This is a genomic window from Aquabacterium sp. (assembly GCF_016195855.1).
In the GTDB taxonomy this organism is placed as follows: Bacteria; Pseudomonadota; Gammaproteobacteria; order Burkholderiales; family Burkholderiaceae_C; genus Aquabacterium.
Genome location: NZ_JACPYU010000012.1, coordinates 168,122 through 192,992, shown reverse-complemented (window position 1 = coordinate 192,992; position 24,871 = coordinate 168,122). Strand labels below are relative to the sequence as shown.

The window sequence follows — 24,871 nt, the reverse complement described above, 5'->3', positions numbered from 1 at the left end:
CAGACTGACTGCCATGAAGCGACGTCAACTTGGCTTCACGATGATCGAGTTGATCGTGGTCATTGTCATCCTCGGCATCCTGGCCGCGGTGGCCTTGCCCAAGTTCCTGGACTTGTCGGGCGACGCCAAGTCCGCGGCGCTCAAGGGCATCACGGCCACGGTGACGGGGGCCATGACGGTGAACTATGGCGGCTGCTCTGCGACATCCAACTCGACCAGCGGCGCCAATGCCGACAAGTGCAAGACGGTGCGCTATTGCGATGACATCGTGGCCGTGCTGGTGCAACCGATCGACGCCACCGAATACACCATCTCGCACACGGATCTGACCACCACCAATGGCAGCACGGGCAATTGCACGGTGACCCAGATCAGCTCCGGCAACACCTTGCAGTTCTCGGGTATTTCTGCGGGCAATCCGTGATTTAAAAGAATTTTTCAGCAAGGCTAAAGCCAGGCTGGATCGTGACGAAAAGATGTTCAACCGTGCATTTGTGATAACGCTGGCTTGCACGACCGGCGCCATGAAATGGTCTTTGCCAATCTACGAGGTAATTGATATGAAACGCAATCAATCCGGCTTCACCATGATCGAATTGATCGTGGTCATCGTCATCCTGGGTATCCTGGCCGCGACCGCGCTGCCCAAGTTCATCGACTTGAGCGGCGACGCCAAGACCGCCGCCGTCAAGGGCATGGCGGGCTCGGCCAACAGCGCCATGTCCATCAATTACGCAGGTTGCGCCGCCAACAGCCAGGTCGCCGCTGCCGGCAAGTGCGTGGCCATCACCAATTGCACCGACGTGAGCAACCTGATGCAGACCCCGTTGACGGGCTACACCGTGACCGCCGCGGCCATTGCCTCGCCCCCCGGCACCGCTGTGACCTGCACGCTGGCTGACTCCAGCGACGCCACGAAGACGGCGACCTTCACGGGCATCCGCACGATCAACTGATCGAGGCTGCTCGGCCCGGTCAGGCCACCAAACCAGGATGCGTTCCGGTTTGGTGGCTTTTTCACATGAAGATGTAACGGCCTCAAGTATCACGGGTGTGCGCCGAAATAGAGGCAAGGGAAGCATATTCACCTGTGTGGACCGGGCGTCCGTGGGGGCGCAGGCCGCATCTCACCGTTGGAGGTCATGCTCATGAAGCGCACGCAGACTGGTTTCACCATGATCGAATTGATCGTGGTCATCGTCATCCTGGGTATCCTGGCTGCCACAGCCCTGCCCAAGTTCATCGACTTGAGCGGCGATGCCAAGACCGCCGCCGTCAAAGGCATGGCGGGTTCGGCCAACAGCGCCATGTCCATCAATTACTCCGGTTGCGCGGCCAACGGCCAAGTGGCCGCGGCAGGCAAATGCGTGGCCATCACCAATTGCACCGACGTGAGCAACCTGATGCAGACCCCCTTGACGGGCTACACGGTGACGTCCGCGGCCATTGCCTCGCCCCCTGGTACGGCCGTGACCTGCACGCTCGTTGATGACACCGACGCCACCAAGACGGCGACCTTCACGGGCTTACGCACCATCAACTGATCGGGCTAGCCCGGCGTCTGCAAGCCACCAAACCAGTGTGCGTTCTGGTTCTGGTGGCTTCGGTCCTTCTGGCGCAGGTCTGGGTGGTGATCCCCTGCTTATTTGGCGCTTGCGTTTTTGCCACTTTTTCCACAATCAGCAACAGTTCCGGTTTGACATCCTTTCAAAGGCGGACTTGGGTCATTGATTACTTGATGGAGCGGCTCCGTGAAAGGTTTGCAGTCAAGGGTTGAAGGCGGGTTCACCTTGGTGGAGCTCGTGACGGTCATGAGCCTGATTGGCATCATGGCCTTCTTTGCCTTGCCCAAACTGACCCAGGTCATGGCGCTGCAGTCGTCAGGCTACAAGGACCAGGTCATGGCCACCATCGACTACGCGCGCAAGATCGCCGTGGCCCAGCGCCGGCATGTCTGCGTGAGCATCGCGGCCAGCACCGTCACCGTGACCTCGGACCGAGGCCTGCCCGTCAGCCATGTCAATGGCACCTGTGCCAGCACCTTGTTGTTGCCATCCGGCTCGAACGTCATCACGGCGCCCAAAAACGTCACGCTGAGCCCGGTGGTGTTGCTCGACTTCGATGCCGAGGGCCGCCCCGTGATGGGGGCGCCAGCCACGATCACCATGACGGACGCCAGCGTCAGCCAGTCCTCGACGTTCACGGTGGAGGCGGAGAGTGGTTATGTCCATTGAACCGAGCATGGACCCGACACCAGGGCGCGCGCCACCTGTGCGCAAGCCTCAACGCGGCGTGTCGCTCATCGAGTTGATCATCTTCACCCTGGTGGTGGGCACGGCCCTGGCCGGCGTGGTGTCCATGCTGGACATCGGTGTCTTGCACAGCGCCGACCCGATGATCCGAAAGCAGATGCAGACCATCGCTGAGGGGCTGCTGGACGAGATCGACCAGATGCCCTTCAGTGCCTGTGACCCGGTGAGCAACACCAACCCCACGGCCACGACCACGGCGCAGTGCACGCCTGCCGGGGCCTACCAGCAATTCGGCTACCCGACCGCCGGTGTGTCGCCCCGCAGCAATTTCAACAACCTGGGCAACTACTGCAGCAACGCAGGGCCGAGTGCAGGCAGCTGCAGCTTGTTGACGCTGGGTTCTGCCAGCACGGCCATGCCCGACCTGACGGGCAGCACGACGGGTGCACCGGTCGGCTACTGGGCCACCGTGGCCTTGACGCCTGAAAGCCTGTGGGGCGTCACATCGAACGCCACGGCGGCGACGATGAACGTCTTGCGGGTGACCGTCACGGTCTACTACGGCAGCGAGAGTTTGCGCCTGGATACCTACCGCACCCGTTGGTCCCCCGCACCGATGATTTCGCCATGATCAACGCTCGCCCCTCCACCCGACCAGGCTCGCGTCAAGCGGGCTTCACGCTGATCGAGATGATCATGGCCATGGTGCTGACCGGCATCCTGGCGGGCATCGTGGCACAGATCATCATGGGGCCCGTGAAAGGCTATTTCGACTCGGCCCGGCGCGCCGAGCTCACCGATACGGCCGATCTCGCCTTGCGTCGCCTGACCCGGGAGTTGCGCCACGGCGTGCCCAACAGCCTTCGGATTTCCGATTCGGCCGGCAACGTCGGTTCGTGTGTGTCCGGGACCTGCTACATCGAATACATCGCCACCAGCGGGGGCGGGGCGTTCACCACAGGCACCGGCTTTTTCGCCGGCTTGACGACGTGTCTGGTCACCCCGGCCAACTGCCAGCTCACCATCACCAGCCCGATGCCCAGCAACCCGGCCATGGCGGTGGGCGATTACATCGTCTTGAACAACACCAACAACAACGACATCACCAGCCAGTACAACGCTTATGCCTGTGCCTCGCTGACGAACTGCAACATCAGCCGGGTGACCAGCCTGGCGGGCAGCCTGGCCACCCTGACCGCGGGCGCCACAGGGCTCAATGTGTTCGGCTTTCCTGGGCCTTCCACGTCGCGCTTTCAAGTCGTGCCGGGCAGCACCAAGGCCGTGATCTACGCGTGCACGATCTCACCGAGCAAGGGCACGATGAAGCGCTACTGGAACTATGGCCTGTATGGCACGCCCTCTGCCGCGGCGGCGGCGGCAACGGGGGGCGGCTCGTCAGCCATCATGGCGACCAATGCCGGCTGCAGTGTCAGCTACCCGGCATCGGCGCAGACCTTCGGTGTGCTGATCGTGTCGCTGACGCTGACTGACAGCTCCGGGGTGGACAGCGTCACGCTGATGCGCGAGATTCACGTGGACAACACACCATGAAGCCAAGGCAGCAAAGCGGTTTTGCGCTCATCACCGCCATCATCATCCTGGTCGTGCTGGCTGGGCTGGGGGCTTTTGCGGCGAGCTTCGTGCCCATGCAGCAGCTGGGGTCGGCGGCAGACATTCAAGGGGCCCGTGTGCTCCTTGCTGCCCGCAGCGGCCTGGAGTGGGGTGCCTACCAGGTCACGCAGGGCGGGCCATCGTGTGCGGCGTCCACCTCCAACACCTTGCCTGCCACCGCGGCCTCTTTGACGGGCATCACCGTCACGGTGACCTGTGACAGTTCCAAGGCGCCCCTGTACAAAATCACGGCAACCGCTTGTAATCAGCCTTCAGGCGGGGCTTGCCCCAATACCACGACACTCAATGTCAGCTACGTTGAGCGTCAGGTCGAGATGATTGTGCAGTACCCATGAGCGGTCTGGTCAGGCCTTCTCATGACAAGGTATTGCCTCATGCGAACCCGGAGATGACATCATGAAATCGATGCTCGCAAGCGCCGCAGCCCATTTTGCTCAACGTCGCATGGTGCGCGTGCTCATCGCCATGCTGATGGTGCCGTTTGTATTCGCAGGGTGCGCGTCCTTGGGGGTGAAGAGTGCTTACCTGGATGCGACTGAATCCGGCACGACCTTTCCGACGAGCGTGCCAGCCGCAACCCAGATTTATACAAAGGTCGCCGGCATTGCCTTCAGCCTGGATGTGCTGGCGGGCGTGTACATGACCGACAACACCACCATCCAGAGCAGCGTGAACGCGGGGTTTCCTTACGGCACGGTCTACGCATCGGGCCAGTCTTACGTTGATTTCGTCGATTGGACCAAGTCAGGTGGCAACTGCGGCTCCATCGGCGACGCCAACCAGGTCAGTGGCGTGACCAATGGCACGAGTGGGGTTGGCGCCTATGGCGGTGGCACCAGCATGTCCTACAACTGGACCGGGTCAGAGCACGGCCGCAAGACCTACACCTTCACGGCGTCACAGGCGGTTGCCAAAGCCAAGGTGCGCATTTATGGCTACAACTCGAGTCAGGGTGTGTCTGCAACGAGCTGTTCGATCGACTCGTTCACCATTCGGCCCGCGTCGTTTGCCATCTCGTCCACCCCTGCGAGCGGGGCCACCCAGGCCGCTGGCAGCAACTACACGATGACGGCGACGGCCGTCAACAACGGGGGCACGACCACAACGGCCTATACCGGGACACCAGCCCTCACGACAACCGGCATGACCGATTGGAAATCAGTGGTCATTGCAGGGGGCTCGTTCAGCGGCAGCTTCGGTGCGGCTGTGTCCGGGGTGGCCAGCGGCAACAGCTTCAACTACACCGACTTCGGCCCGCTGACCATTCCGGCCGGCGCCGTCACGGACACCACCTACGTGGCCAATTCGGGGTCGGGTGATGTCGCTGGCAGTGACTGCGTCCCCGCATCGTCTTCGAACGTGTTGTCCAGTGGCAAGTATGGCTGCAACATTGCCAACACGGCCAGCGCCACCACCCCCAGCTTCATCGCGCACCACTACACGGCCGTGCACACGATCACGCCGGCGTGCAACAGCAAGTTCACCTACTTTGGTCAGCCGCTGACTTATGGCGTGACCATCGATGCCATCAATGCCCTGGGCAACCGCATGACCCGCTTGACCGCGAGTGCGCCCAACAAGCCGACCTTCACCTTCTCGCAGTTGAACAGCGGTGCCGCCACGATCAACCCGCTCACGATCACGGCGCCTACCTGGGCCAGCGACCTGACACACGGCACGGCCAGTGGCGGTGAATACGCGCTGAGCGCCGCCTCGGTCACGTCAACACGGCCAGCCGGGCTGTCTTCGGTGTCGGCCGCGCCGCCCAGCTACGAGTCCTTCGTGGTGCGGGTGACATCGAGTGACGCCAACATCACGACATGCAATGGCGTGGCGGCCGCGGGGACCACCTCGTGCGACTCGGCCGCCACCAAGCTGCGCTACGGCGTCTTGAAACTGTCCGACGGGCAGGCCACGTCGGTGTCGCCCGCGTCCATGCAACTCACGGCCCAGTACTGGAACGGCTCGGCCTTCGTCACCAATACCGATGACGTGTGCACGGCCATCAATTTCAATACGGGCACGATCGCGTCCAGCGCCTTGCCCAGGCCCACCGCGAAGAACGCCAGCACCACCTTGTCCAATGGCGTTGGCTCGGTGATGCTCAGTGCGAGTGTGGCGTCCAACGTCGCGATCAAGCTGGGGGCCAGCGACAACAATTGCGTGACCGCCACCAGCACCGCTGGCGCACCCCTGAATGCGGTGAGCGGTTATCTCGGGACCACATCCTGTTCGAGCAGCTACGACAAGGACCCCAGCGCGCGCATGACATTTGGCACCCTGCGCAGCCCCTACGTCTACCGCGCCGAGAAGTTCTGAGCCGGCGGTGAGGGCGGCAGGATCGCCCAGGCCACCGCCACGGTATAGGGCTTGCCCATCCAGTGTGTGTTCACCAGCAAGGTGGGCTGGATTTGAAGGCGGGGGTAGCGCGCCAGCAAAGGGGCCACCTGCTCGCGGCTGTCCATGGGCAGTGTGGTCACGTCAACCTCACCGCGGCTGAGCGGCCACACGAACACCGCGCCTTGCTGGGTGACCTGCTCGGGGCGCAACCACAGTGATTCGCTGAAATCGGCGTCGTAGAACACCGAGGGACGGTCAGCGCTGTAGTGCGCCACCGTGCCGGCCACGAACTCTTCCCCCGCCACGATGGACAGAGGCCGCCCGGTCTGGGTGTGCCATTTGGCCGTCAGGATGGCGGCGATCTCCTGGCCCGGGTAGCTGGTGCGGTCCAGCTTGTGCTTCTTTTGCGGGCCCAGCAAGGCGGTGCTGGCGAAGATGACCACCGTGATCAGCATCCAGGTTGACCAAGCCCAGGTGAAGCGCGATGTGTTCAGCGCGGCCGGTTGGCGCCAGGCCAGCCACAGTGGCACCGCACACAGGAAGAAGGGCGAGGCCCACATGTGCAGCATCTGGGCCTGTGCCAAGGTGGCCGCCAGCATGATCAGCAGCAAGGGGGCCAGGGCCAACGTGAACAAGAGCCCGCGCTCGTGCGCAGGGCGCTGTGTGGGCCGGCTGGCACCCAGGGTGCGCAACAGGCCCCAGGCTGGCAGCAAGGTCAGGGCCTGGGCGAGCACGAAGTGGATGAACTCCTGACGCCAGCTGCCTTGTTGCGCCAGTTCATCGCTGTGGCCGCGGCCAAGGGCGTAGTGCAGCGTGGCCCAGTCGTGATCGATGGCCCACTTCAGATGCGGCGCGATCACCAGCAGGAACACCGCGGCGGCGGCCCAGGGGCCGGCGGTTCGCCAGGCCTGGCGTGCCACCGGGTTGATCCAGGTGTAGAGCACCAGGCAGGCCGGCAGCAGCAGGAACACATACTTGCCCAATGTGCCCAGCCCGCAGCACAAGCCCAGCGCCATCCACCAGCCCAGCTTGCCACTGCGCAGCGCGCGCCAGCCGCACAGCGAGGCGCCCGCCCACAGCGGGAACAGCACCACATTGGCGTTGAACTCGGTGCTGGACATGTTGAAGTAGTGGATGCCCTCCGTGGCCATCAGGCCCAGCGTGGCCAGGCGCGTGCCCAGCAGCTCGCGCCCGAGTGCCCAACTGGCCGCCATGCCGCCTGTCACCATGAGTTGCGCCAGCAGGAACAAGCTCCAGTTCGAGGGCCCCAGGCGCGCCATCTCGGCCAGCCAGCCCGACAGCGGCGGGTGCTTGTAATAGCCCCATTGCCACTCGCGGCCCCAGGCCAGGGCCTCGACCACGTCCAGCGGCAGGTTGCGCGAAACCAGCAGCGGCAGGGCTGTCCAGATCAGGAGGTGCAGCACCAGCAGGGCGGCGGCCGTGCGGCTGTCGTCCAGAAGCGAGGTGAGGGGCTTGGCGTTGGAAGCGAGGATGGCGGTCATGTCGGCGTCGGCATCAGGCATGGCAGGGCCACGCGGGTGCGGTGCGGCATTGTAGAGATGCCACGCCGCGCCGACGGCACTCAGGATGCTCGGAAGATCAGACGATCAGCGTCGGGTCTGCAGGCGCCAGATCGGGGTCGGCGGGCTTGGCCTCGGTCGCCACAGGCTGGGGCTCGGGTGTGGGTGCAGGCTTGAGCGCCTGTTCGCGGCTGTGCTCCATCAGCAGGGCCTCGAACGCGGCCTCGTTCATCGGGCGGCCCAGGTGGTAGCCCTGGGCCTCGTCGCAGCCATGTGTGACCAGGAAGGCCGCTTGCTCGGGGGTTTCGACACCTTCGGCCACGATGCCCACTTCCAGCCTGTGCCCCATGGCAATCAGGGCGGCCACCAGGCGGCTGTCGCCGGGCGACGAGGGGATGGACGACAGGAAGCTGCGGTCGATCTTGAGGCGGTCCACGGGCAGCTCGCGCAGGTAGGCGAAGCTGGAGTACCCGACGCCAAAATCGTCGATGGCGATGCTCACGCCCACTGCACGCAACTGCGTCAGGATGTCGGCGGCGCGCAGTGATTCGCGCACCACCACGCTTTCGGTGATCTCTAGCTCCAGCGCCGTGGGTGGCAGGCCTGTTTCTTTCAGCACCTGCGCCACCAGGCCAGGGATGTCGGCCTGATCCAGCTGCACGGCCGACAGGTTCACGGCCACGCGCAGTGGCCAGCCCGAGCGCTCACGCCATTGCTGCGCCATGATGCAGGCGCGGCGCAGCACCCACTCGCCCATGGCCACGATGAGGCCCGTTTCTTCGGCCATCGGGATGAAGTCGGATGGCGGCACCAGCTTGCCGCCGTGCTCCCAGCGCAGCAGGGCCTCGGCGCCGCTGATGCGGCCGGTGGCGCAGTCGAACTGAGGCTGGAAGTGCAGGCGCAACTCGTCGCGCTCCAGCGCCTTGTACAGGTCGTTCTCCAGCACCAGCGTTTCGGCCGACGGGGCCTGCATCTTGTCGCTGTAGACCTGCACGCGGTTGCGGCCATTGTTCTTGGCCTGGTACATGGCCAGGTCCGCGTGGCGCATAAGCGTGACGGTGTCGGCACCGTGCTCCGGGTAGATGGCCAGGCCGATGCTGGGCGTGACACGCAGTTCGTGGGCGCCGATGCGCAGCGGGTCGGTAAACAGGTCCAGCACCTTCTGGGCCACGCGCTCGCCGTCTTCCACGGCCGCGATCTGCGGCAGCAGGATCACGAACTCGTCACCACCCAGGCGGGCCACGATGTCCGAGGTGCGCATGCCGGTGCGCAGGCGGCGGGCGATCTCGATGAGCACGCTGTCGCCCACGTTGTGCCCCAGGCCGTCATTGATCTTCTTGAAGCGGTCCACATCCAGGAACATCATGGCCATGTGGCGGCCGTAACGCTCGGCCTGGTTCATGCAGGCCTTGAGCTGCTCTTGCAGCATGTTGCGGTTGGGCAGCGAGGTCAGCGCGTCATGCTGGGCCATGTGCTGCAACTGGTTCTCGGCATCGTGACGCGAGGTGACGTCGTAGGCCATGGCCAGGTAGCCGCTGAGCAGGCCGTACTCGTTGCTCAGTTCCGTGACGGTGATCTCGGCCACCAGGAAGCTGCCATCGTCGCGGCGCATGGTCCACTCGCTGGGCAGGCCGGGCGATTCGTGGGCCAGGTGGGTGAGCACATCCAGCTCCCGCACGGGTTCATTCAGGCGCAAGGCCAGCAAGCGGGCGCGGTCGGCCACCTGGTCGGCATCGAAGAAGCGGCGGGCCGTGCAGCGCCCGACCAGATCCTGCGCCTTGACGCCCAGCATCTTCTCTCCGGCGGGGTTGACCGTCTGGATCACGCCCTGCGTGTTGAGCACGAAGATCGCGTAGGGTGCGTTGTGCACGATCACGCGGCGCATCTCGTCGACTTCATTGAGCTGGCGCTGGGCTTCGCGGATGGCTTTCTCGGCGGACTCCTGTGCCGAGAGATCGCGCAGCACAACGATGAACTGGGTCTGGCCGTTGAGCGCCATGCTGCTGACGGCCATGTCCACCGGAAACCGTGTGCCCGAGGCTCTCACGCCTTCGACGCGGCGCCCCACACCATCGATGCCGACGGCTTGGGCCTGCAGGAAGGCGTCCACGCCTTGCTGTGGGTGCGCACTGGCGGCGGGCAGCAGCATGCCCATGTGCTGGCCGACCATGTCGGCCTCGCTCTGGCCGAAGATCAGGCAGATCGCGCGGTTCACGCTGAGGATCTTGCCCGAGGGGTTCAGCGTCAGGATGCCGTCCACGGTGTTGTCCAGCAAGGCCCGCAAACGGCGCTCGCTGTCCAGCGCCTTCTGGCTGAGCTCCAGCGCCATGGCGGCGGCCAGTGCATGCCGGTTGGCCGCATTGCGGATGGCCCACCACAGGCCGACCGACGCAAAGATGCCGCCCAGCAGCAGGGCCAGTGGGTAGGCCTGGGTCATGGCGCGGACGGGTTCGCGCACGAAGCTCATCTGCCATTGGCGCCCGCCCCATTCAATCTGGGTGCTGCGCTGGTCTGCCGGGTCGATCTCGCTCGTGCGGCGGTAACCCTGGTTCATGTGCTGCGCGCTGTCGAACAGCTGTTGCGCATCGGCTTGCGCCGTATCCGGCCTGGGCCCGATGTCGCTGACCACCCAATGCAGCTTGTGCCAGTCCTTGCTGCTGGCGACCTGCTTCATCAGGGTCGACGCGCGGATGACGCCGCTGATCAACCCCACGAAGGCGTCACGGCGGCTGGCGGTGTCGTTCACGCGGGCACCAGGCTTGTAGACGGGCAGGCGCACCAGCACGCCCAGGTTGTCGCCCTGGTCTTGCAGCATGTGCAGGGGCGCGGATACCTGGGCCAGGCCGCTGTCGCGGGCGCGCTCCATCACCTCGCGGCGCGTGGCCTCAAAGGCCATGTCGTAGCCCAACACGGTGTGGTTGGGCGTCATGGGCTCGTTGTAGACCACCGGCAGGTATTGGGGGCGCTGGCCCGGCGGCAGGATCTCGTAGCCCGGGTAGCCGCTTGCGTCCATGCTGCGATCGGCGCGGATCGCGGCCTCGAAGGCGGCCCGGTCGGCGTGCGTGACCGTCTGCGCGTACTGGATGGCCATGAAGGCGGGGTAGTCCGCCGAGACGCTCAGATTGAGAAAGTGCTGGTGGAAATTGGTGCGGCTGACCTTGTGGTCCACCAGGTACATGGCCTGAAAGCTGCGCAACACGTCCAGGTAGTGGTCGCGCAACTGGGTGAGGTGTTCGGTGACGTCGCCGGTCTGCTGGGCAAAAGTGGCGTCGGCGGTTTTCTGGATGCGGTCGCTGGCACGCCACCAGGCCACGCCACTGAACAGCAAGCCGATGGCGAGCACAGCCCAGGCACAGCGGTGCAGCCATTGCGATTCTTCTTCGGTCTTGCGAATGTCGATCAGCATCCAGTGTCCTTGACATGGCGCAGCCCGCCTGCGAGGCGGAGCGCGTTGTCGGTGTATCGGACGGGTGCTGTCGGGCTTGACCCTCAAATCAGGGGGTGGTGCCCCAAGACCGTGCCAGGGTGGCACCGGGCGTGAAGAGTGTCACACCCATTGTCATGCTGCGTAACGATTGAATGTTCAATGGACCATGGCCATCAGGCGCGCCACACGCTCTTCGGTAGCCGGGTGCGTGGAGAACAGGCTGCGCAGCCCGCCGCCGGACAACGGGTTCATGATCATCATCTGGGCGGTCTCGGGGTGAGCTTCGGCCGTTTCCAGCGGGATGCCTTGGGCATAGCGGTGGATCTTCTCCAGCGCGCTGGCCAGGGCTTGTGGGTCGCCGCTGATCTCGGCGCCGCCTCGGTCGGCCTCGAACTCGCGGGCCCGGCTGATCGCCATCTGGATCAGGCTGGCGGCCAGCGGTGCCAGGATGGCCACAGCGATGCCGGCGATCGGGTTGGCGGGGCGGCCTTCCGAATCACGGCCACCAAAGAAGGCGGCGAAGTTGGCCAGCATGGAGATCGCGCCGGCCATGGTGGCACTGATGGTGCTGATCAGGATGTCGCGGTGCTTGACGTGGGCCAGCTCGTGTGCCATCACGCCGCGCAGTTCGCGGTCGGTCAGCACATTGATGATGCCGGTGGTGGCGGCCACGGCGGCATGCTCGGGGTTGCGGCCCGTGGCAAAGGCGTTGGGCGCGGCCTCGTCGATCAGGTAGACGCGGGGCATGGGCAGCTGGGCGCGCTGGGCCAGCTCCTTGACCATGGCGTAAAAACGCGGCGCGGAGGTCTCGTCCACCTCGCGGGCGTTGTACATCTTGAGCACCATCTGGTCACTGAACCAGTAGCTGAAGAAGTTCATGCCCAGGGCCACGACCAAGGCCAGCATCATGCCGGTACGGCCACCGATCATGCCGCCGATGGCCATGAACAGGGCAGTGATCGCCGCCATCAGGATGGCGGTTTTCATCATGTTGAACATCTTGTCGGGCCTCCTGACCCGCGAATGGAAACACACCACCTCATGGTGGCAGCCTTTTAGATGGGTGCCCGGCCGGAAAGTTCAAGCCAGGGAAGCCGGTATGGTCCTTGCGTTTTGCAGGAAATCACGTGCAGAAATGCGCTTGCCCCCCGGTTTTTGCAATGCGCGCAAGGCCAGGGCCTGCTGGCCGCAGGCCACCACCAGGGTGTCGCCCTGCGCCTGCAGGATCTGGCCGGGCGTGCCGCTGGCGTCCGGCACCAGGTCTGCGGCCCACAACTTGATGGTGTCCTTGATGGGGGCGGCCGAGCCTTCTTCGCCGGGCCACTGGAAGGTTGTGCCGGGGAAGGGGTCGAAGGCGCGCACACGGCGCGCGATCTGGGCGGCGGGCAGCGACCAGTCGATGGCGGCTTCGGCCTTCTCGATCTTGTGCGCGTAGTTCACGCCCTCTTTGGGCTGAGGCGTGGGCTTCAGGCCATTGCAGGCGGCGCATTCCAGTGCCTCGACAATCAGGCGCCCGCCGAGCGCGGCCAGCCGGTCATGCAGCGTAGCGGTGGTGTCCTCGGGTTGGATGGCGACCTTCTCGATCAGCAGCATGTCGCCCGTGTCCAGGCCCGCGTCCATCTGCATGATGGTGATGCCTGTTTCGGCATCGCCGGCTTCGATGGCCCGGTGGATGGGGGCGGCACCCCGCCAGCGTGGCAGCAGCGAGCCGTGGATGTTGAGGCAGCCCAGGCGGGGCAAGTCCAATGTCCACTGCGGCAGGATCAGGCCATAGGCGGCCACCACCAGCACGTCGGGCGCGGCGGCCAGCAGGGCCTCGTGTGCGGCCTTGGCCTCGTCAGGGTACTTGCCGTCCAGCTTCAGGCTGTGGGGTTGCGCCACCGTGATGCCGTGCTGCTGGGCCAGTTGCTTGACAGGCGAGGCCTGCAGCTTCATGCCGCGGCCAGCGGGGCGGTCAGGCTGGGTCAGCACCAGCGGCACCTCAAAGCCCGCAGCCAGGATGGCGCGCAGGGCTTCGCTGGCGAATTCAGGCGTGCCGGCGAACGCGACTTTGAGCTTGCTCATGCTCATGCAGTCGTGCGTTCTTCACGGGCCTTCTTCTGCATCTTGGCCTTGATGCGGTTGCGCTTGAGCGGCGAGAGGTATTCCACGAACACCTTGCCCAGCAGGTGGTCGAGTTCATGCTGCACGCACACCGACAGCAGGTCCTCGTCGGTTTCCAGCTCGAAGGTCTGGCCGTCGCGGTTGAGCGCACGCACCTTCACGCGCACATGGCGCTCGACCTTGTCGTAGATGGCTGGCACGGACAGGCAGCCTTCTTCCCACACCAGCATCTCCTTGCTGGCCCAGAAAATCTCGGGGTTGATCAGCACCAGGGGCTTGTTGCGCTCTTCGCTGGTGTCGATGACGACCACGCGTTCGTGCACGTCCACCTGGGTGGCCGCCAGACCCACGCCCTTGGCGTCGTACATGGTCTCCAGCATGTCATCGACCAGCTGGCGGATGCGATCGTCTACCTGGGCAACAGGCTTGGCCACCGTGTGCAGGCGGTTGTCGGGGTAGGTCAGGATGGGCAGCAGGGCCATGGTCTACTCTTGTCTCAGCGAGGGATATCAACAATATCGTTGTGGAAGCGGCGCAACGGCTGAATCAGCAATGGGCCGGCAACCACCGGTAACACGGGGCAATTTTCGTTGCGACTGCGCAGCTTTTGCGGGCAGAATCAAATGATCATTGACCAGATTTTGCCGAATATGAGGTATCCCTGTCTGCGGGAATCTCTTTGAACGGTAATTGGAGACTGTATTCATGACCCAGCGATCGCTGTCCTGTATGGCTCGGTTCACGCAGGCAGGCGGCCCCGCCCTTGTGAGTCGGACCCGTGCCCTGAGTGTATCGGCGCTTGCCGCGCTGGGCGTGTTGGCAGGTAGTTTGGCCACGGCTGCCCAGGCCGAAGGTTTCCCCAACTACCCCATCACCCCACAACAAAAAGCCACGGCGGCCAAGGTGGCCGAAGCCGGTGTGCCGCTGTCCGAGCTGTCGCCCAACGCGCCCGACACCTACACCGTCAAGCGCGGCGACACGCTGTGGGACATCTCCAGCCTGTTCCTCAAGACCCCCTGGCGCTGGCCAGAACTGTGGGGCATGAACATGCAGCAGATCCGCAACCCGCACCTGATCTTCCCGGGGCAGATGCTGTACCTGGACAAGAGCAATGGCCGCGCCCGCCTGCGTGTGGGCGAGCCGGTGGTGGGGGCCAACGGTACCGTCAAGCTGTCGCCGCGCGTGCGTGAAGGCAGCCTGGACGACGCCATCAGCAGCGTGCGCGTGCACCTGCTGGAGCCCTTCTTCAACGAAGCCGTGGTGTTCGACACCAGCGAAGAGTTGCTGCAGGCGCCCCGCGTGGTGGCCACCCAGGAGGGCCGTGTCGTGCTGTCGCGTGGTGAAACCGCCTACGTGCGCGGTGACCTGGGCGGCCGCCGTGACTGGCGCCTGTTCCGCGAACCCAAGCCCCTGCGCGACCCGGCTACCCGTGAGGTGCTGGGCTACGAAGCGCAGTATGTTGGCACGGCCACCATGACCCGCGACGGCGCGGAAGGCACCGGTGCGGACGGCGGCCAGGTGGTCATCCCTTCCACCTTCACCATCACCAGCCTGCGCCAGGAGTCCGCCGTGGGTGATCGCCTGGCCCCGGTGCCCCCGCGTGAGTACACCAACATGGTGCCGCACGCGCCGGCCCAGGACTTGTCTGGCCAGATCGTGTCGATCTACGGTGATGCCCTGACCGCTGGCCAAAGCCAGATCGTGGCGCTCAACAAGGGTGCCAAGGACGGCATGGAGCGTGGCCATGTGCTGGCGCTGTGGCGTGCGGGTGTCACCATGCGCGACAAGACCAGCGATGACAGGGCCGTGATGAACCTGCCTGACGAGCGCCATGGCCTGCTGTTCGTGTTCCGCGTGTTCGACCGCGTGTCCTACGCCTTGATCCTCAACGTCAAGGACCCGGTCAAGCCGGGTGACCGTTTCACGCAGCCCTGATGGGCGTCCTCAGGCCCTCGGTGGTCTGAGCTTCAGCGGCCCTGGTGCCGCCGTGCCTCAAGGGCGAAATAAGGGCAGATTTGGGTTTCCCAATCTGCCCTTTTGTTTACTGTTTTGCATACGGATCAAGAAAATGGAACGGGAGGACATGGCGCGGGCAGAGTTGCGAGCCTGGCTGCGCCTGGTGCTGACGCCGCATGTCGGGCCGGGCTGTGCGCGCAAATTGCTGGCCGCACTGGGCTCGCCCCAGGCCGTGTTTGCCGCACCCGAAGCGGCGCTGGTGGCCCTGGTGAGCAAACGCGAGCGCACCGCGCTGGGCGAGGAGCCCGAAGGCCTGGACGAGCAGGTGGAGGCCACCCTGGCGTGGCTGGCGCAGTCGCCGCAACTGGCCAGCGGCCGCATGGCGAGGCAGGTGCTGAGTCTGGCTGATCCCGCCTATCCCCAGATGCTGCTGCAGGCGGCGGACCCGCCCTTGCTGCTGTTTGCCCAAGGCCGGCTGGACCTGCTCGCGCGCCCAGCGGTGGCCGTGGTGGGCAGCCGCCACCCCAGCCCGCAAGGGCGAGACAACGCCTACGCTTTTGCCAAGGCCTTGAGCCAGGCCGGCGTGACCGTGGTCTCGGGCCTGGCGCTGGGCGTGGACGGTGCCGCCCATGAAGGTGCGCTGGACGGCGGCCTGGGCAGCACCATCGCGGTGGTGGGCACGGGCCTGGACCGCGTCTACCCCAAGGCCCACCAGGCCCTGGCCCACCGCCTGGCCGAGCAAGGCCTGCTGCTCAGCGAGTTCACCTTGGGCACGCAGCCCCTGCAGGCCAATTTCCCCAAGCGCAACCGCGTGGTCGCTGCCCTGACGCGCGGCACGCTGGTGGTGGAGGCGGCCGTGCAGTCCGGCTCCCTGATCACGGCGCGCCTGGCGGCCGAGATGGGGCGCGAGGTGCTCGCGATCCCTGGCTCCATCCACTCGCCGCATGCGCGTGGCTGCCACGCCTTGATCAAGCAAGGCGCCAAGCTGGTCGAGACCGCGCAGGACGTGCTGGAAGAGCTGCACCTGGAGAGCTCGGCCTTGGGCGCTGCGGCAAACGCGTCCTCTGCCGACGCCAACACCTGCCAGGACCAGGCAACATCGGTCACATCAGACGAAGACCCCATCCTGGCCGCCATGGGCTATGACCCGGTCAGCCAGGAGGCGCTGTCGGCTCGCACGGGCTGGGGGGCGGCCGACCTGGGCGCCCGCCTGCTGGAGCTGGAGTTGATGGGGCAGGTCGCCCGGTTGCCGGGGCAGTTGTTCCAGCGCGTGGGCTTGGCCTGAGCGGCGCCCGCTTTCCGGCGTGGTTGGGGGCTGGGGTGTCAAAATGCGCCTGTGAGCACGATCATCCAGAACCTGGGCCTGGTGCCCTACGCCCCCACGATGGCGGCCATGCAGGCCTTCACCGACACCCGCACCGCGGACACCCCCGATGAAATCTGGGTGTGCCAGCACCCGCCCACCTTCACGCAAGGCCTGGCCGGCAAGGCTGACCACGTGCTGTTCAACCCCGAAGGCCCCGACCACATCCCCGTGGTGCAGACCAACCGGGGCGGGCAGGTGACCTACCACGGGCCGGGTCAGGTCGTGGCCTACCCGCTGCTCAACCTCCAGCGCCGCGGTTACTTCGTCAAGGAGTATGTATACCGGCTGGAAGAAGCCATCATCCGCACCCTGGCGCACTTCGGGGTGACGGGGCACCGCGTGGCTGGCGCGCCGGGCATCTACGTGCGGCTGGACGACCCTTTTGCCCACGCTGCGCTCAGCACCCCCGCTGACCCGCGCGACCCCTTCAAGGGCCTGGGCAAGATCGCCGCCCTGGGCATCAAGGTCAGCCGGCACTGCACGTACCACGGCATGGCGCTCAATGTGGCCATGGACCTGAGCCCCTACGGCCGCATCAACCCCTGCGGCTACCAGGGCTTGCGCACCGTGGACCTGGCCAGCATCGGTGTGGACGTGGGTTGGGATGAAGTCGCGGCCGTGCAGGCGCATCAGCTCGACCTTCGGCTGGCGCCCTGAGCACACGGTGGGTGCCCGCAGCGGCGCCCCCACGTGCGCCATCCTTGTGCTTGATTCACCGGCCTGCGGCTTTCCACACCGGGGCTTTCGCCCGTCGCGGGCCCCAATCGGCTAAAGTGGCAGATGGCCCGGCCAAAAGCCGGGCGTTGAAATCAAGCCTTGCCATGTCCACAGAAAACACCCCCGCTGATCCTGCACAAGGCCTGACCCAGGCCCCCGCGCCCGCCTACGACCCTTCCGCCAAGCAAAAAGCCCAGGCCAAGACGGCCCGCATCCCCATCAAGGTGGTGCCCGCGGAAGAAGTGCTGCGCAAGCCCGAGTGGATCCGCGTCAAGGCAGGCTCGCCCAGCACACGCTTCTACGAGATCAAGAGCATCCTGCGCGAGCACAAGCTGCACACGGTGTGCGAAGAGGCCTCCTGCCCCAATATCGGCGAGTGCTTTGGCCACGGCACGGCCACCTTCATGATCATGGGCGACAAGTGCACGCGCCGTTGCCCCTTCTGCGACGTGGGCCACGGCCGCCCTGACCCGCTGGACGTGAACGAGCCGGCCAACCTGGCCAAGACGATTGCCGCCCTCAAGCTCAAGTACGTGGTCATCACCAGCGTGGACCGCGATGACCTGCGTGATGGCGGTGCCGGCCACTTCGTGGAGTGCATCAAGCAGATCCGCGAGCAATCGCCCGCCACGCGCATCGAGATCCTGGTGCCTGACTTCCGTGGCCGCGACGAGCGCGCCCTGGAGATCCTCAAGGCCGCCCCGCCCGATGTGATGAACCACAACCTGGAAACCGCGCAGCGCCTGTACAAGGAAGCGCGCCCAGGCAGTGATTACGCGTTCAGCCTGAACCTGCTCAAGAAGTTCAAGGCCCTGCACCCGGATATCCCGACCAAGAGCGGCATCATGGTCGGCCTGGGTGAAACCGACGAAGAGATCCTGCAGGTGATGCGCGACATGCGCGCGCATGACATCGACATGATCACCATCGGCCAGTACCTGGCGCCTTCAGGCCACCACCTGCCGGTGCGCCGTTATGTGCACCCGGACACCTTCAAGATGTTCGAGGAAGAAGCCCGCAAGATGGGCTTCACGCACGCTGCCGTGGGCGCCATGGTGCGCAGCAGCTACCACGCGGACCAGCAGGCCATGCAGGCGGGTGTGAAGGTCTGACCCTTGGTGCTTTGCACCTGAGCGGCAGGGTCAACCTGCCCGCTTGACCTGGGCCTGCGCTTCACCCTCAAGCTCACCCTGATCCTCGCTGCCGGCCTGAAGTCGGTGCGCAAATGGTGGCCCCAGTTCCTCGATGCGGTAGCACTGGCCCGGGTAGGTGCGGTTGCGCGTGTTCGCCAGCATGGTGGGGTAAGCCTCCCACGGCAACCCGCGCTTGGCCAGCGCCCGCAGTTTCAGCGCCCCGTGGACCAAGGCCTTGAGCACAGGCGACGGGGCGTGCATGCCGATGGCTGGCAGTAAACGAGCTGGCACCAGCGTACGGACCACCGGGGCGACCGCGCCACGCAAGGGCTTGGGCAGCCAGGCCGCCATGATGGCGATGGTTGCCTGGGCCACGCGTTCGTTGGCGGGCGTGTGGTGCAGCTGGCGGGCCTCGTAGGCCTGCACGAAGGCATCGAAGGCTTCCGGGCTGCCGGGGATGTGCTGCAGCCGCATGCGCCGGCCAATCTCCACCCAGTAATGGAACCAGGCCTGGCGCTCGTGCGCGGTGACGCGGCGCCAGCCAAACGCGTCCAGCCAGCGCAAGGGGAAGTCGATGAAAGTCCACAGCACGAAGAGGAAGTCCTCGTTGTCGATGCGGTAGTGCGCGTGGATGTGGTTCATCTGCGCGATCGAGCGCTGGCCCGGGTCGGATGCCCAGCCGCTTTCCATGAACTGGGCGATCAGCAGGCGCGTGTCGTCGTAGCGCTTCTGGCCCAGCTTGCTGAACTGGCCGGTGCGGTCCAGCAGCGCGGAGATCGAGTGGCTGCCATAGGTGTGGAACAGGGCCAGCTCGGTGGCGCGCTGGATGTCGGCGGGGAACTCATAGGCCGTCAGCAGGTGCACGATGCGCTGGCAGTCGCGCTGGGCGTCGAGGGCGGCGATCTCGCGTCGAACAGAGGGGTTGCGCCACAGGCCCAGGAGGCGGCGGTGCCGCTGGCCGCCACCCGCGTCGGGCGTGCTCATGGGGCACCCGGAGGCGCCTGTGGAAGGATGCTCGCTCATCATGCAGCCCGTCGTGGTGGTGAGGGTCACACGCTAGAGCAACGGGCGCTGAATCACGATCGTCACTTCGGACGATTTGTCTCGCGGTGGTGGCCGCTGGCCGTCGTTCAAGCTTGGATGGCTTGTCAACTTGCGTTGATCAATTGATCACATTACATGTTAATGTGATGATAATCAAAGGCAAATTAAAGTTGTATAGCCTGAATCCGGATGCCTGACACCACCGACCCCGACGAGTTCGTCAAACCCTTTGTCTCGGAGACCTTGGGATCCAAGTCCTTGTACTTCTCGATCTCGGCCATCCAAAGCAGCATGAACCTGATGCAGCCCGACGCCCTGGTGCTGGAGTACACCCGCACGATGATGGGCTTCCTGCTGTTCAACCCCAGGCCCGACAACATCGCCATGATCGGGCTGGGCGGCGGCTCGATGGCCAAGTTCTGCTACCGCTACCTGCCTCGCGCCCGCCTCGTGGTGGTGGAGATCAACCCCCATGTGGTGGCGCTGCGCGATGCCTTCCTGATCCCTCAGGACGACAGCCGCTTCAAGGTGCTGCAGGGGGACGGCGCGCTGTTCGTGCGGCGCCCGCCCAAACAGTACGACGTGCTGCTGGTGGACGGCTTCGAGGTCAGTGGCATCCCGGCCAGGCTGTGCTCGCAGCGCTTTTACGAGCACTGCTACGAGGCCTTGCAGCCCGGCGGCATCCTGGTGGTCAACCTGCATTACAGGCACCCGCACTTCGACACCTACGTGGCCCGCGTTCACGCGGCCTTCAAGGGCGAGGTGCATGTCGTGGTCGAGCCCGAGGCAGACAACGCCACCGTGTTCGCCTGCAAGGGGCATTTGCATGAGGCCTTGCCGGCGCCCCGTCCGGCCGGCTTGCCGGATGCGGCCTGGAGCCAGCTGGAAGCCGCTTTCGCCCACATCGCCCAAAGCCTGCGCCGTGCGTGAGCGGGCTCCTACAATGCTTTTGACTTACCCTTGCGCGCCATCATGGAATCCAAAACCGCTCGCCTGACGCTGCTGATCGACCCTGACAAGAAGGCCGCATTCGAGGCCTTGTGCGCCAGCCAGGACCTCACGCCATCGCAGGTGGTGCGGCAGATGATCCGGGACTACCTGGCCGAGCATCAGGTGACGTATGCGAGCAAGAGCGCGGTGCCTGGGCGCAAGCCTGCGCCCGGTACGAAATGAGCGCGAGCCTGACGCCTGTCAGGGCTGCTTCTTGCCCGGTGTCTTGACGGGCTGTGCCGCCTTGTCCGCGCTTGGGCGTGGCCCCGCCACGGTGAAGATCTTGTTGGCGATCGCCTTCATGCCGGCGTCCCCGGGGTGAGCGCCCACGCCGTCATGCGCAATCGTGCGCTCATTGCGCGCGATGCTCTTGGGTGATCGGGCGATGCTGGAGATGTCCACGAACACCCCTCCGGCCTTTTCGCAGCGCTCCTTGATGAGCTGGTCTTTTTCAGCCGAGGGCCACCAGGTGCTCACGCAAGCCAGTACGCCGGCTTCAGGCTTCAAGGCCTCGAGACTTTGCGAGTAGGCTTGGGCAAACATGGGCAGGGGCGTCTTGCCGGTGTCCACGTTGTCGCCGACCTCCACCACCACAAGAGCCGATTGGCGGGCCAGGCGGCTTGTCTCGTCCGCAACGTGATAGAGGGCCGGGTGGCGTTCCAGTTCGCCGCCGTCTTCCTTGTGTGCAGCCCATGATGCGCCGGCCGCATCCTGGTTCAACAGTTTCAGCAATTGCGCCACGTAGTCCTTGTCGGCGGCGCTGGCGGCCATGCCCCATTCACCTTGCCAGCCAATCGCTGATGAAGGGCCATGGCGAGTCAGGGAGTTGCCAATCACGAACAGGCAGTTCTTGCCCTTGTCGCAATCCGCAGCCTGGGACAGGGCCGTCGAGCCCATCAGCGCACAAGCCAGTGCCCCTTGCAGGATGCGGGTCAGAGTGTCAGCCATCAGCTTCCTTTGGCGGCCACGTGGCTTGGGCGGGACTTCAGGAACACCTTGCCCAGATGCCGTTTGGCCAGTTCATTGAGGGGGTTTTCAATATACCTGTACAGCAAGTTGGCTGCTGTGACGCATGCCACGAACGCAACAGGAACGATGATGTAGGGCGAGCTGATCTTCAGCTTCAGCAGGAGCACGCAGATGGCCGGCGCCAGGATGGGGTGCAGCATGTACAGCGAGTAAGAACTGTCGCCCAGCGAGACCAGCAGGCGCTTGAGCGGGGGCAGGGCATTGAGGCTCAGCGCCATGGCGGCCATCACGATCAGCGCGGCATCGATGTTGTAGCCGTGGATGAAGGCAAAGACGGCCCCGTCCATACCCTGCAACGAAGCAAAGGCCACCGCCAGCATCAACAGCCCCAGCGCACGGGGGATCGCGCGTCCGGACTTGATCCAGGCCGACAGGCTCATGCCCGCCACGAACATCAGGTTGATGCGGTCTGTGCACACATAGGCGAGGGCAGATTCTGGCTGGATGAACAGGCCGGCGGCCCACATGCCGGTGATGAGCACCGAGCTGAACACATAGGGCGAGCGGCGCAACACCATGGCCAGCGCGAAGATGTAATAGAACAGCATCTCGTGCAGCAAGGTCCAAGCGACCCCATGGATGGGGCGGATCTGCCCCTCGCTGTTGAACATCGGGAACAGCACCAGTGAGCCCAGGCTGTGAAGCAGGTCCGGGGCGTTGTGCAGGATCGCGGCGGGTACCGCAAACGCGATGCACAGTTTCACGATGGTGATCAACCAGTACAGGGGAAAGATGCGCGAGACGCGCCTGTGCATGAAGATCCTCGCGCCGTCACTGTTCAGTGGGATCCGGGCCGCCGACAGGTGCATCACGAAGCCGCTGATGACAAAGAAGATGGGGACGCCCACCTCTCCCACGTGCCAGACCCCGATGGTGCTGTCGACCCGCTCGTGGATGTAGAAGGTGATGTGGGTCAGCAAGACAAACGCCGCAGCGAAGAAGCGCAGCATCTGCAAATTGTCGTTGCGGTTCTGTTGGGGTGCGTTGTCCATGTGATGCGGGGCGTGATCGAGAATTATTGCATCGTGTGTTGTGGGGCGAACACCCGAGGTATCAAACACGGCGAGGCCCGTCACTTGTGTAACGGAGTGGTTCGGCCGCGATGCCTCGCCTGGCCCTGGGAGGATGCCTGGATTGCCCGATGGGCACGTGGCCTGCGGCGCAGCGTCTTTGCTGCAAGCGAATGTAAGTCGTTACATCGCTGCCGGGGTGGCCCCTAGCATCCGCCGGCGTCGACCTGAACCAGGCCTGATGCAACCACTGCGGCCGTGCGGCCGTCCCCCTACACAGGAGAGATAGATGAAATTCCAAGCAAAGGCTGTCAAGTACGTTGGCGCCGCCCTGGCGCTGAGCGCAGTCGCCCTGTCTGCCCAGGCTGCCAACACGATGTGCGTGTTCGACATCATTGGTGCCAGCGGTGATGCCTTCAACATGGCCAAGGACTATGCCGTGGCCATGCAGAAGAACGGCGTGACGGTCGAGCTCAAGGCCTACGTCAACGAGGCTGTGGCGGTGGACGAGTTCCGCGCCGGCAAATGCGATGCCCTGATGGCCACGGCTTTCCGCACCCGCCAGTTCAATGGCGTGGCCGGGTCGATCGACACACTGGGCGCCACCACCGTGGTGCGTGATGGCAAGGTGGACTTGCCCGCCAGCTACGAGGTTGTGCGCAAGGTTGTGCAGACCTTCTCTTCGCCCCAGGCTGCCAAGCTGATGGTGGAGGGCAACTATGAAATCGGTGGCATCTTCCCGCTGGGCGCCGCTTACCCGATGGTCAACAACCGGGCCATCGACTCGGTCGAGGCCCTGGCTGGCAAGAAGATCGCCGCGCTGGAGTATGACCAGGCTCAGGCCATGATGATCCAGCGCGTGGGCGGCAAGCCCGTGGCCGCTGACATCAACAACCTGTCGGCCAAGTTCAATGGTGGCGAGGTGGACATGATCGCCGCGCCCACGCTGGCCTACAAGCCGCTGGAGTTGAGCAAGGGCCTGGGCGCCAAGGGGGGCATTGCCCGCTTCCCCTTGATGATCCTGACGTATCAGGTCGTGCTCAACCAGGCCAAGTTCCCCGCTGGCTTTGGCGAGAAGTCGCGTGACCATTGGGTCTCCGAGTTCGACCGCGCCATGAAGCTGATCCAGAACGCCGACGCCAGCATCCCCGCCGGGACCTGGATCGAGGTCGCGCCGGATCACGTCAAGAAGTACAGCGCCATCCTGCGCGAGTCGCGCATCGACATCGCAGGCAAGGGCGTCTACAACAAGCAGGGCCTGAAGGTGATCAAGAAGGTGCGTTGCGCTGCCACGCCGGCTGAAGCCGAGTGCAGCTCGCCTTCCGAAGAAGGTTGAGGCCTGATTTGAGCTGATGAACGCATCAGCTTGACACCCACACGGGGCGGCTCTGGCTGCCCCGTGGCGTATCCGGGTGCCACGTCCGGGGCTTCAGTCCTTGAGCTCGGCTTCCAGCGTGCGCGCGTAGCCGATGCAGGCCTTGAACAGGGTCAGGGTATTGGCCAGCACGTCTTCGAGCGGGGCCTTGCAGCGGTCGGCCACCCATTGTGTGGCGATGCGCGTGTTGGCGCCCACCAGGCCATTGGCCAGCATCTTGAAGTTGAGCCTGCCCTGGGCGTCCAGCTTGGGGAACATCTGGTGCATGAAGCCGGCGATCAGGTGGGCGAAATCCTGCGAGGCCTTGTCGGCCAGCATGTTCATGCCTTCGCCCACATTGAGCGCGTCGATCAGGGCCACGCGGGCGCGGTGCGGGTCCTGGCGGATGAACTCCAGGAAGTTGCGCAAGGCCGCCTCGGCCAGCTTCTCGGGGTCAGGCTGGCAGCTCGCCAGCGACATGATGGTGGTCTGCATCAGCTCGCGGTTCACCGAGGTGTACACGGCCTTGAACAGCGCCTCCATGCCATCGAAGTTCTCGTAGAAGTAGCGCGAGGTCAGTTGCGCCTGCTTGCACACGTCCCGCACGGTCGAGTTGTGATAACCCTGCTCGCCAAACACCACCAGCCCCGCCTCGATCAGCTTGGCCTTGCGCTGGCGCTGGCGTTCTTCGGGGTCGATGCCGCCATAACGCCGCCCGGTAGTCCCCGGAGTGGAGGGTGTTTCAGGGATAACCCTATTTCTGGAAACGGGCATTGTCAAATACTATTTCTGAAATTGACCATTGTCAAAATAACGGGTTTGATGAGGCAATGGTTCAGCAAACTTGCGCCAAGCAAGGCGGCATCTTGCCCTACGTTCGTGACAACGCCAATGTGGTGAATGCCCGGTTTGACGCAAGGACCTTCACTTGAGTGGGGCAAACAGGCCACGCAGGCGCTTTCTTTTCCTGACGACGACAAAACGGACCGAGCAGAGAC

24 protein-coding genes are annotated in these 24,871 nt (G+C 64.7%); 15 read left to right on the top strand and 9 right to left on the bottom strand.

The genetic code is table 11. The annotated features are described in order from the left end of the window. Positions 1-13: 13 nt before the first annotated feature. From HY019_RS10950 to HY019_RS10915, 8 genes are all read left to right on the top strand, one after another. Complete coding sequence (locus tag HY019_RS10950; protein ID WP_290691933.1) at positions 14-424, top strand: type II secretion system protein; 411 nt, start codon at positions 14-16, stop codon at positions 422-424. A 136-nt stretch (positions 425-560) separates the two neighbouring features. Beyond that, positions 561-956: a type II secretion system protein gene (locus HY019_RS10945; RefSeq protein ID WP_290691931.1), complete on the top strand. Its 396-nt coding sequence runs from the start codon at positions 561-563 to the stop codon at positions 954-956. Between the two features lie 192 nt (positions 957-1,148). Then, on the top strand, positions 1,149-1,544 hold the full coding sequence (locus HY019_RS10940) for a type II secretion system protein (RefSeq protein ID WP_290691930.1): 396 nt from the start codon (positions 1,149-1,151) through the stop codon (positions 1,542-1,544). A 207-nt stretch (positions 1,545-1,751) separates the two neighbouring features. Then, positions 1,752-2,234, top strand: a complete 483-nt coding sequence (locus HY019_RS10935; protein WP_290691928.1) for a prepilin-type N-terminal cleavage/methylation domain-containing protein — start codon at positions 1,752-1,754, stop codon at positions 2,232-2,234. After that, positions 2,224-2,883, top strand: a complete 660-nt coding sequence (locus HY019_RS10930; protein ID WP_290691926.1) for a hypothetical protein — start codon at positions 2,224-2,226, stop codon at positions 2,881-2,883. Before HY019_RS10935 ends, HY019_RS10930 begins: the two co-directional genes overlap by 11 nt. Further along, positions 2,880-3,803, top strand: coding sequence for a type II secretion system protein (locus HY019_RS10925; protein ID WP_290691924.1), 924 nt, complete (start codon positions 2,880-2,882; stop codon positions 3,801-3,803). Before HY019_RS10930 ends, HY019_RS10925 begins: the two co-directional genes overlap by 4 nt. Next, positions 3,800-4,219, top strand: coding sequence for an agglutinin biogenesis protein MshP (locus HY019_RS10920; RefSeq protein WP_290691922.1), 420 nt, complete (start codon positions 3,800-3,802; stop codon positions 4,217-4,219). Before HY019_RS10925 ends, HY019_RS10920 begins: the two co-directional genes overlap by 4 nt. 61 nt (positions 4,220-4,280) lie before the next feature. Beyond that, positions 4,281-6,203 (top strand): DUF6701 domain-containing protein, encoded by a 1,923-nt coding sequence (locus HY019_RS10915; RefSeq protein ID WP_290691920.1) that lies wholly within the window; start codon positions 4,281-4,283, stop codon positions 6,201-6,203. Here HY019_RS10915 and HY019_RS10910 read toward each other — a convergent pair. The 5 genes from HY019_RS10910 to def all read right to left on the bottom strand — a co-directional run bounded on the left by HY019_RS10910 (position 6,182) and on the right by def (position 13,756). Then, entirely contained in the window at positions 6,182-7,747 is a 1,566-nt protein-coding gene (locus HY019_RS10910) for a glycosyltransferase family 39 protein (protein WP_290691918.1), read from the bottom strand. The two genes, HY019_RS10915 and HY019_RS10910, sit on opposite strands and share 22 nt — an antisense overlap. 76 nt (positions 7,748-7,823) lie before the next feature. Then, positions 7,824-11,150 (bottom strand): EAL domain-containing protein, encoded by a 3,327-nt coding sequence (locus HY019_RS10905; RefSeq protein ID WP_290691916.1) that lies wholly within the window; start codon positions 11,148-11,150, stop codon positions 7,824-7,826. Between the two features lie 177 nt (positions 11,151-11,327). Continuing rightward, on the bottom strand, positions 11,328-12,170 hold the full coding sequence (htpX, locus tag HY019_RS10900; RefSeq protein WP_290691914.1) for a zinc metalloprotease HtpX: 843 nt from the start codon (positions 12,168-12,170) through the stop codon (positions 11,328-11,330). 81 nt (positions 12,171-12,251) lie between these two features. Next, a complete protein-coding gene (gene fmt / locus HY019_RS10895) occupies positions 12,252-13,235 on the bottom strand; it encodes a methionyl-tRNA formyltransferase (RefSeq protein WP_290691912.1) in 984 nt (327 codons plus the stop codon). 2 nt (positions 13,236-13,237) lie between these two features. Further along, on the bottom strand, positions 13,238-13,756 hold the full coding sequence (def, locus tag HY019_RS10890) for a peptide deformylase (RefSeq protein ID WP_290691910.1): 519 nt from the start codon (positions 13,754-13,756) through the stop codon (positions 13,238-13,240). Between the two features lie 283 nt (positions 13,757-14,039). Here def and HY019_RS10885 point away from each other — a divergent pair, with 283 nt between their 5' ends. The 4 genes from HY019_RS10885 (at position 14,040) to lipA (ending at position 18,425) form a co-directional block, all read left to right on the top strand. Further along, entirely contained in the window at positions 14,040-15,209 is a 1,170-nt protein-coding gene (locus HY019_RS10885; protein ID WP_290691908.1) for a LysM peptidoglycan-binding domain-containing protein, read from the top strand. 148 nt (positions 15,210-15,357) lie between these two features. Further along, on the top strand, positions 15,358-16,515 hold the full coding sequence (gene dprA / locus HY019_RS10880; protein WP_290692034.1) for a DNA-processing protein DprA: 1,158 nt from the start codon (positions 15,358-15,360) through the stop codon (positions 16,513-16,515). A 51-nt stretch (positions 16,516-16,566) separates the two neighbouring features. Next, entirely contained in the window at positions 16,567-17,253 is a 687-nt protein-coding gene (lipB, locus tag HY019_RS10875; RefSeq protein ID WP_290691906.1) for a lipoyl(octanoyl) transferase LipB, read from the top strand. A 164-nt stretch (positions 17,254-17,417) separates the two neighbouring features. Next, positions 17,418-18,425, top strand: a complete 1,008-nt coding sequence (gene lipA / locus HY019_RS10870; protein WP_290691904.1) for a lipoyl synthase — start codon at positions 17,418-17,420, stop codon at positions 18,423-18,425. Positions 18,426-18,455: 30 nt separating this feature from the next. On the opposite strand, the gene HY019_RS10865 is transcribed toward lipA, so the two are convergent. Next, a complete protein-coding gene (locus HY019_RS10865) occupies positions 18,456-19,430 on the bottom strand; it encodes an oxygenase MpaB family protein (protein ID WP_290691902.1) in 975 nt (324 codons plus the stop codon). A 249-nt stretch (positions 19,431-19,679) separates the two neighbouring features. On the opposite strand from HY019_RS10865, the gene HY019_RS10860 reads away from it, so the two are divergent. Continuing rightward, positions 19,680-20,420, top strand: a complete 741-nt coding sequence (locus HY019_RS10860) for a fused MFS/spermidine synthase (RefSeq protein WP_290691900.1) — start codon at positions 19,680-19,682, stop codon at positions 20,418-20,420. A gap of 42 nt (positions 20,421-20,462) precedes the next feature. Continuing rightward, a complete protein-coding gene (locus tag HY019_RS10855; RefSeq protein ID WP_290691897.1) occupies positions 20,463-20,663 on the top strand; it encodes a ribbon-helix-helix protein, CopG family in 201 nt (66 codons plus the stop codon). Positions 20,664-20,681: 18 nt separating this feature from the next. Here the strand turns inward: HY019_RS10855 and HY019_RS10850 are convergent, their stop codons facing one another. After that, the gene (locus HY019_RS10850) at positions 20,682-21,428 is read right to left on the bottom strand and encodes an SGNH/GDSL hydrolase family protein (protein ID WP_290691895.1); all 747 of its coding nucleotides are present in this window, start codon (positions 21,426-21,428) and stop codon (positions 20,682-20,684) included. Beyond that, the gene (locus tag HY019_RS10845; protein WP_290691893.1) at positions 21,428-22,501 is read right to left on the bottom strand and encodes an acyltransferase; all 1,074 of its coding nucleotides are present in this window, start codon (positions 22,499-22,501) and stop codon (positions 21,428-21,430) included. The genes HY019_RS10850 and HY019_RS10845 overlap by 1 nt, the downstream gene beginning before the upstream one ends. 307 nt (positions 22,502-22,808) lie before the next feature. Here HY019_RS10845 and HY019_RS10840 point away from each other — a divergent pair, with 307 nt between their 5' ends. Then, the gene (locus HY019_RS10840; protein ID WP_290691891.1) at positions 22,809-23,855 is read left to right on the top strand and encodes a putative solute-binding protein; all 1,047 of its coding nucleotides are present in this window, start codon (positions 22,809-22,811) and stop codon (positions 23,853-23,855) included. A gap of 93 nt (positions 23,856-23,948) precedes the next feature. Here the strand turns inward: HY019_RS10840 and HY019_RS10835 are convergent, their stop codons facing one another. Further along, the gene (locus HY019_RS10835) at positions 23,949-24,647 is read right to left on the bottom strand and encodes a TetR/AcrR family transcriptional regulator (protein ID WP_290692032.1); all 699 of its coding nucleotides are present in this window, start codon (positions 24,645-24,647) and stop codon (positions 23,949-23,951) included. Positions 24,648-24,871 lie beyond the last annotated feature (224 nt).

Coding starts and splice junctions, on each gene's coding strand:
- HY019_RS10950 (WP_290691933.1), top strand. CDS start 14: ATGAAGCGACGTCAACTTGGCTTCACGATGATCGAGTTGATCGTGGTC.
- HY019_RS10945 (WP_290691931.1), top strand. CDS start 561: ATGAAACGCAATCAATCCGGCTTCACCATGATCGAATTGATCGTGGTC.
- HY019_RS10940 (WP_290691930.1), top strand. CDS start 1,149: ATGAAGCGCACGCAGACTGGTTTCACCATGATCGAATTGATCGTGGTC.
- HY019_RS10930 (WP_290691926.1), top strand. CDS start 2,224: ATGTCCATTGAACCGAGCATGGACCCGACACCAGGGCGCGCGCCACCT.
- HY019_RS10925 (WP_290691924.1), top strand. CDS start 2,880: ATGATCAACGCTCGCCCCTCCACCCGACCAGGCTCGCGTCAAGCGGGC.
- HY019_RS10920 (WP_290691922.1), top strand. CDS start 3,800: ATGAAGCCAAGGCAGCAAAGCGGTTTTGCGCTCATCACCGCCATCATC.
- HY019_RS10915 (WP_290691920.1), top strand. CDS start 4,281: ATGAAATCGATGCTCGCAAGCGCCGCAGCCCATTTTGCTCAACGTCGC.
- HY019_RS10910 (WP_290691918.1), bottom strand. CDS start 7,747: ATGCCTGATGCCGACGCCGACATGACCGCCATCCTCGCTTCCAACGCC.
- HY019_RS10905 (WP_290691916.1), bottom strand. CDS start 11,150: ATGCTGATCGACATTCGCAAGACCGAAGAAGAATCGCAATGGCTGCAC.
- htpX (WP_290691914.1), bottom strand. CDS start 12,170: ATGTTCAACATGATGAAAACCGCCATCCTGATGGCGGCGATCACTGCC.
- fmt (WP_290691912.1), bottom strand. CDS start 13,235: ATGAGCAAGCTCAAAGTCGCGTTCGCCGGCACGCCTGAATTCGCCAGC.
- def (WP_290691910.1), bottom strand. CDS start 13,756: ATGGCCCTGCTGCCCATCCTGACCTACCCCGACAACCGCCTGCACACG.
- dprA (WP_290692034.1), top strand. CDS start 15,358: ATGGCGCGGGCAGAGTTGCGAGCCTGGCTGCGCCTGGTGCTGACGCCG.
- lipA (WP_290691904.1), top strand. CDS start 17,418: ATGTCCACAGAAAACACCCCCGCTGATCCTGCACAAGGCCTGACCCAG.
- HY019_RS10865 (WP_290691902.1), bottom strand. CDS start 19,430: ATGAGCACGCCCGACGCGGGTGGCGGCCAGCGGCACCGCCGCCTCCTG.
- HY019_RS10860 (WP_290691900.1), top strand. CDS start 19,680: ATGCCTGACACCACCGACCCCGACGAGTTCGTCAAACCCTTTGTCTCG.
- HY019_RS10855 (WP_290691897.1), top strand. CDS start 20,463: ATGGAATCCAAAACCGCTCGCCTGACGCTGCTGATCGACCCTGACAAG.
- HY019_RS10850 (WP_290691895.1), bottom strand. CDS start 21,428: ATGGCTGACACTCTGACCCGCATCCTGCAAGGGGCACTGGCTTGTGCG.
- HY019_RS10845 (WP_290691893.1), bottom strand. CDS start 22,501: ATGGACAACGCACCCCAACAGAACCGCAACGACAATTTGCAGATGCTG.
- HY019_RS10840 (WP_290691891.1), top strand. CDS start 22,809: ATGAAATTCCAAGCAAAGGCTGTCAAGTACGTTGGCGCCGCCCTGGCG.
- HY019_RS10835 (WP_290692032.1), bottom strand. CDS start 24,647: ATGCCCGTTTCCAGAAATAGGGTTATCCCTGAAACACCCTCCACTCCG.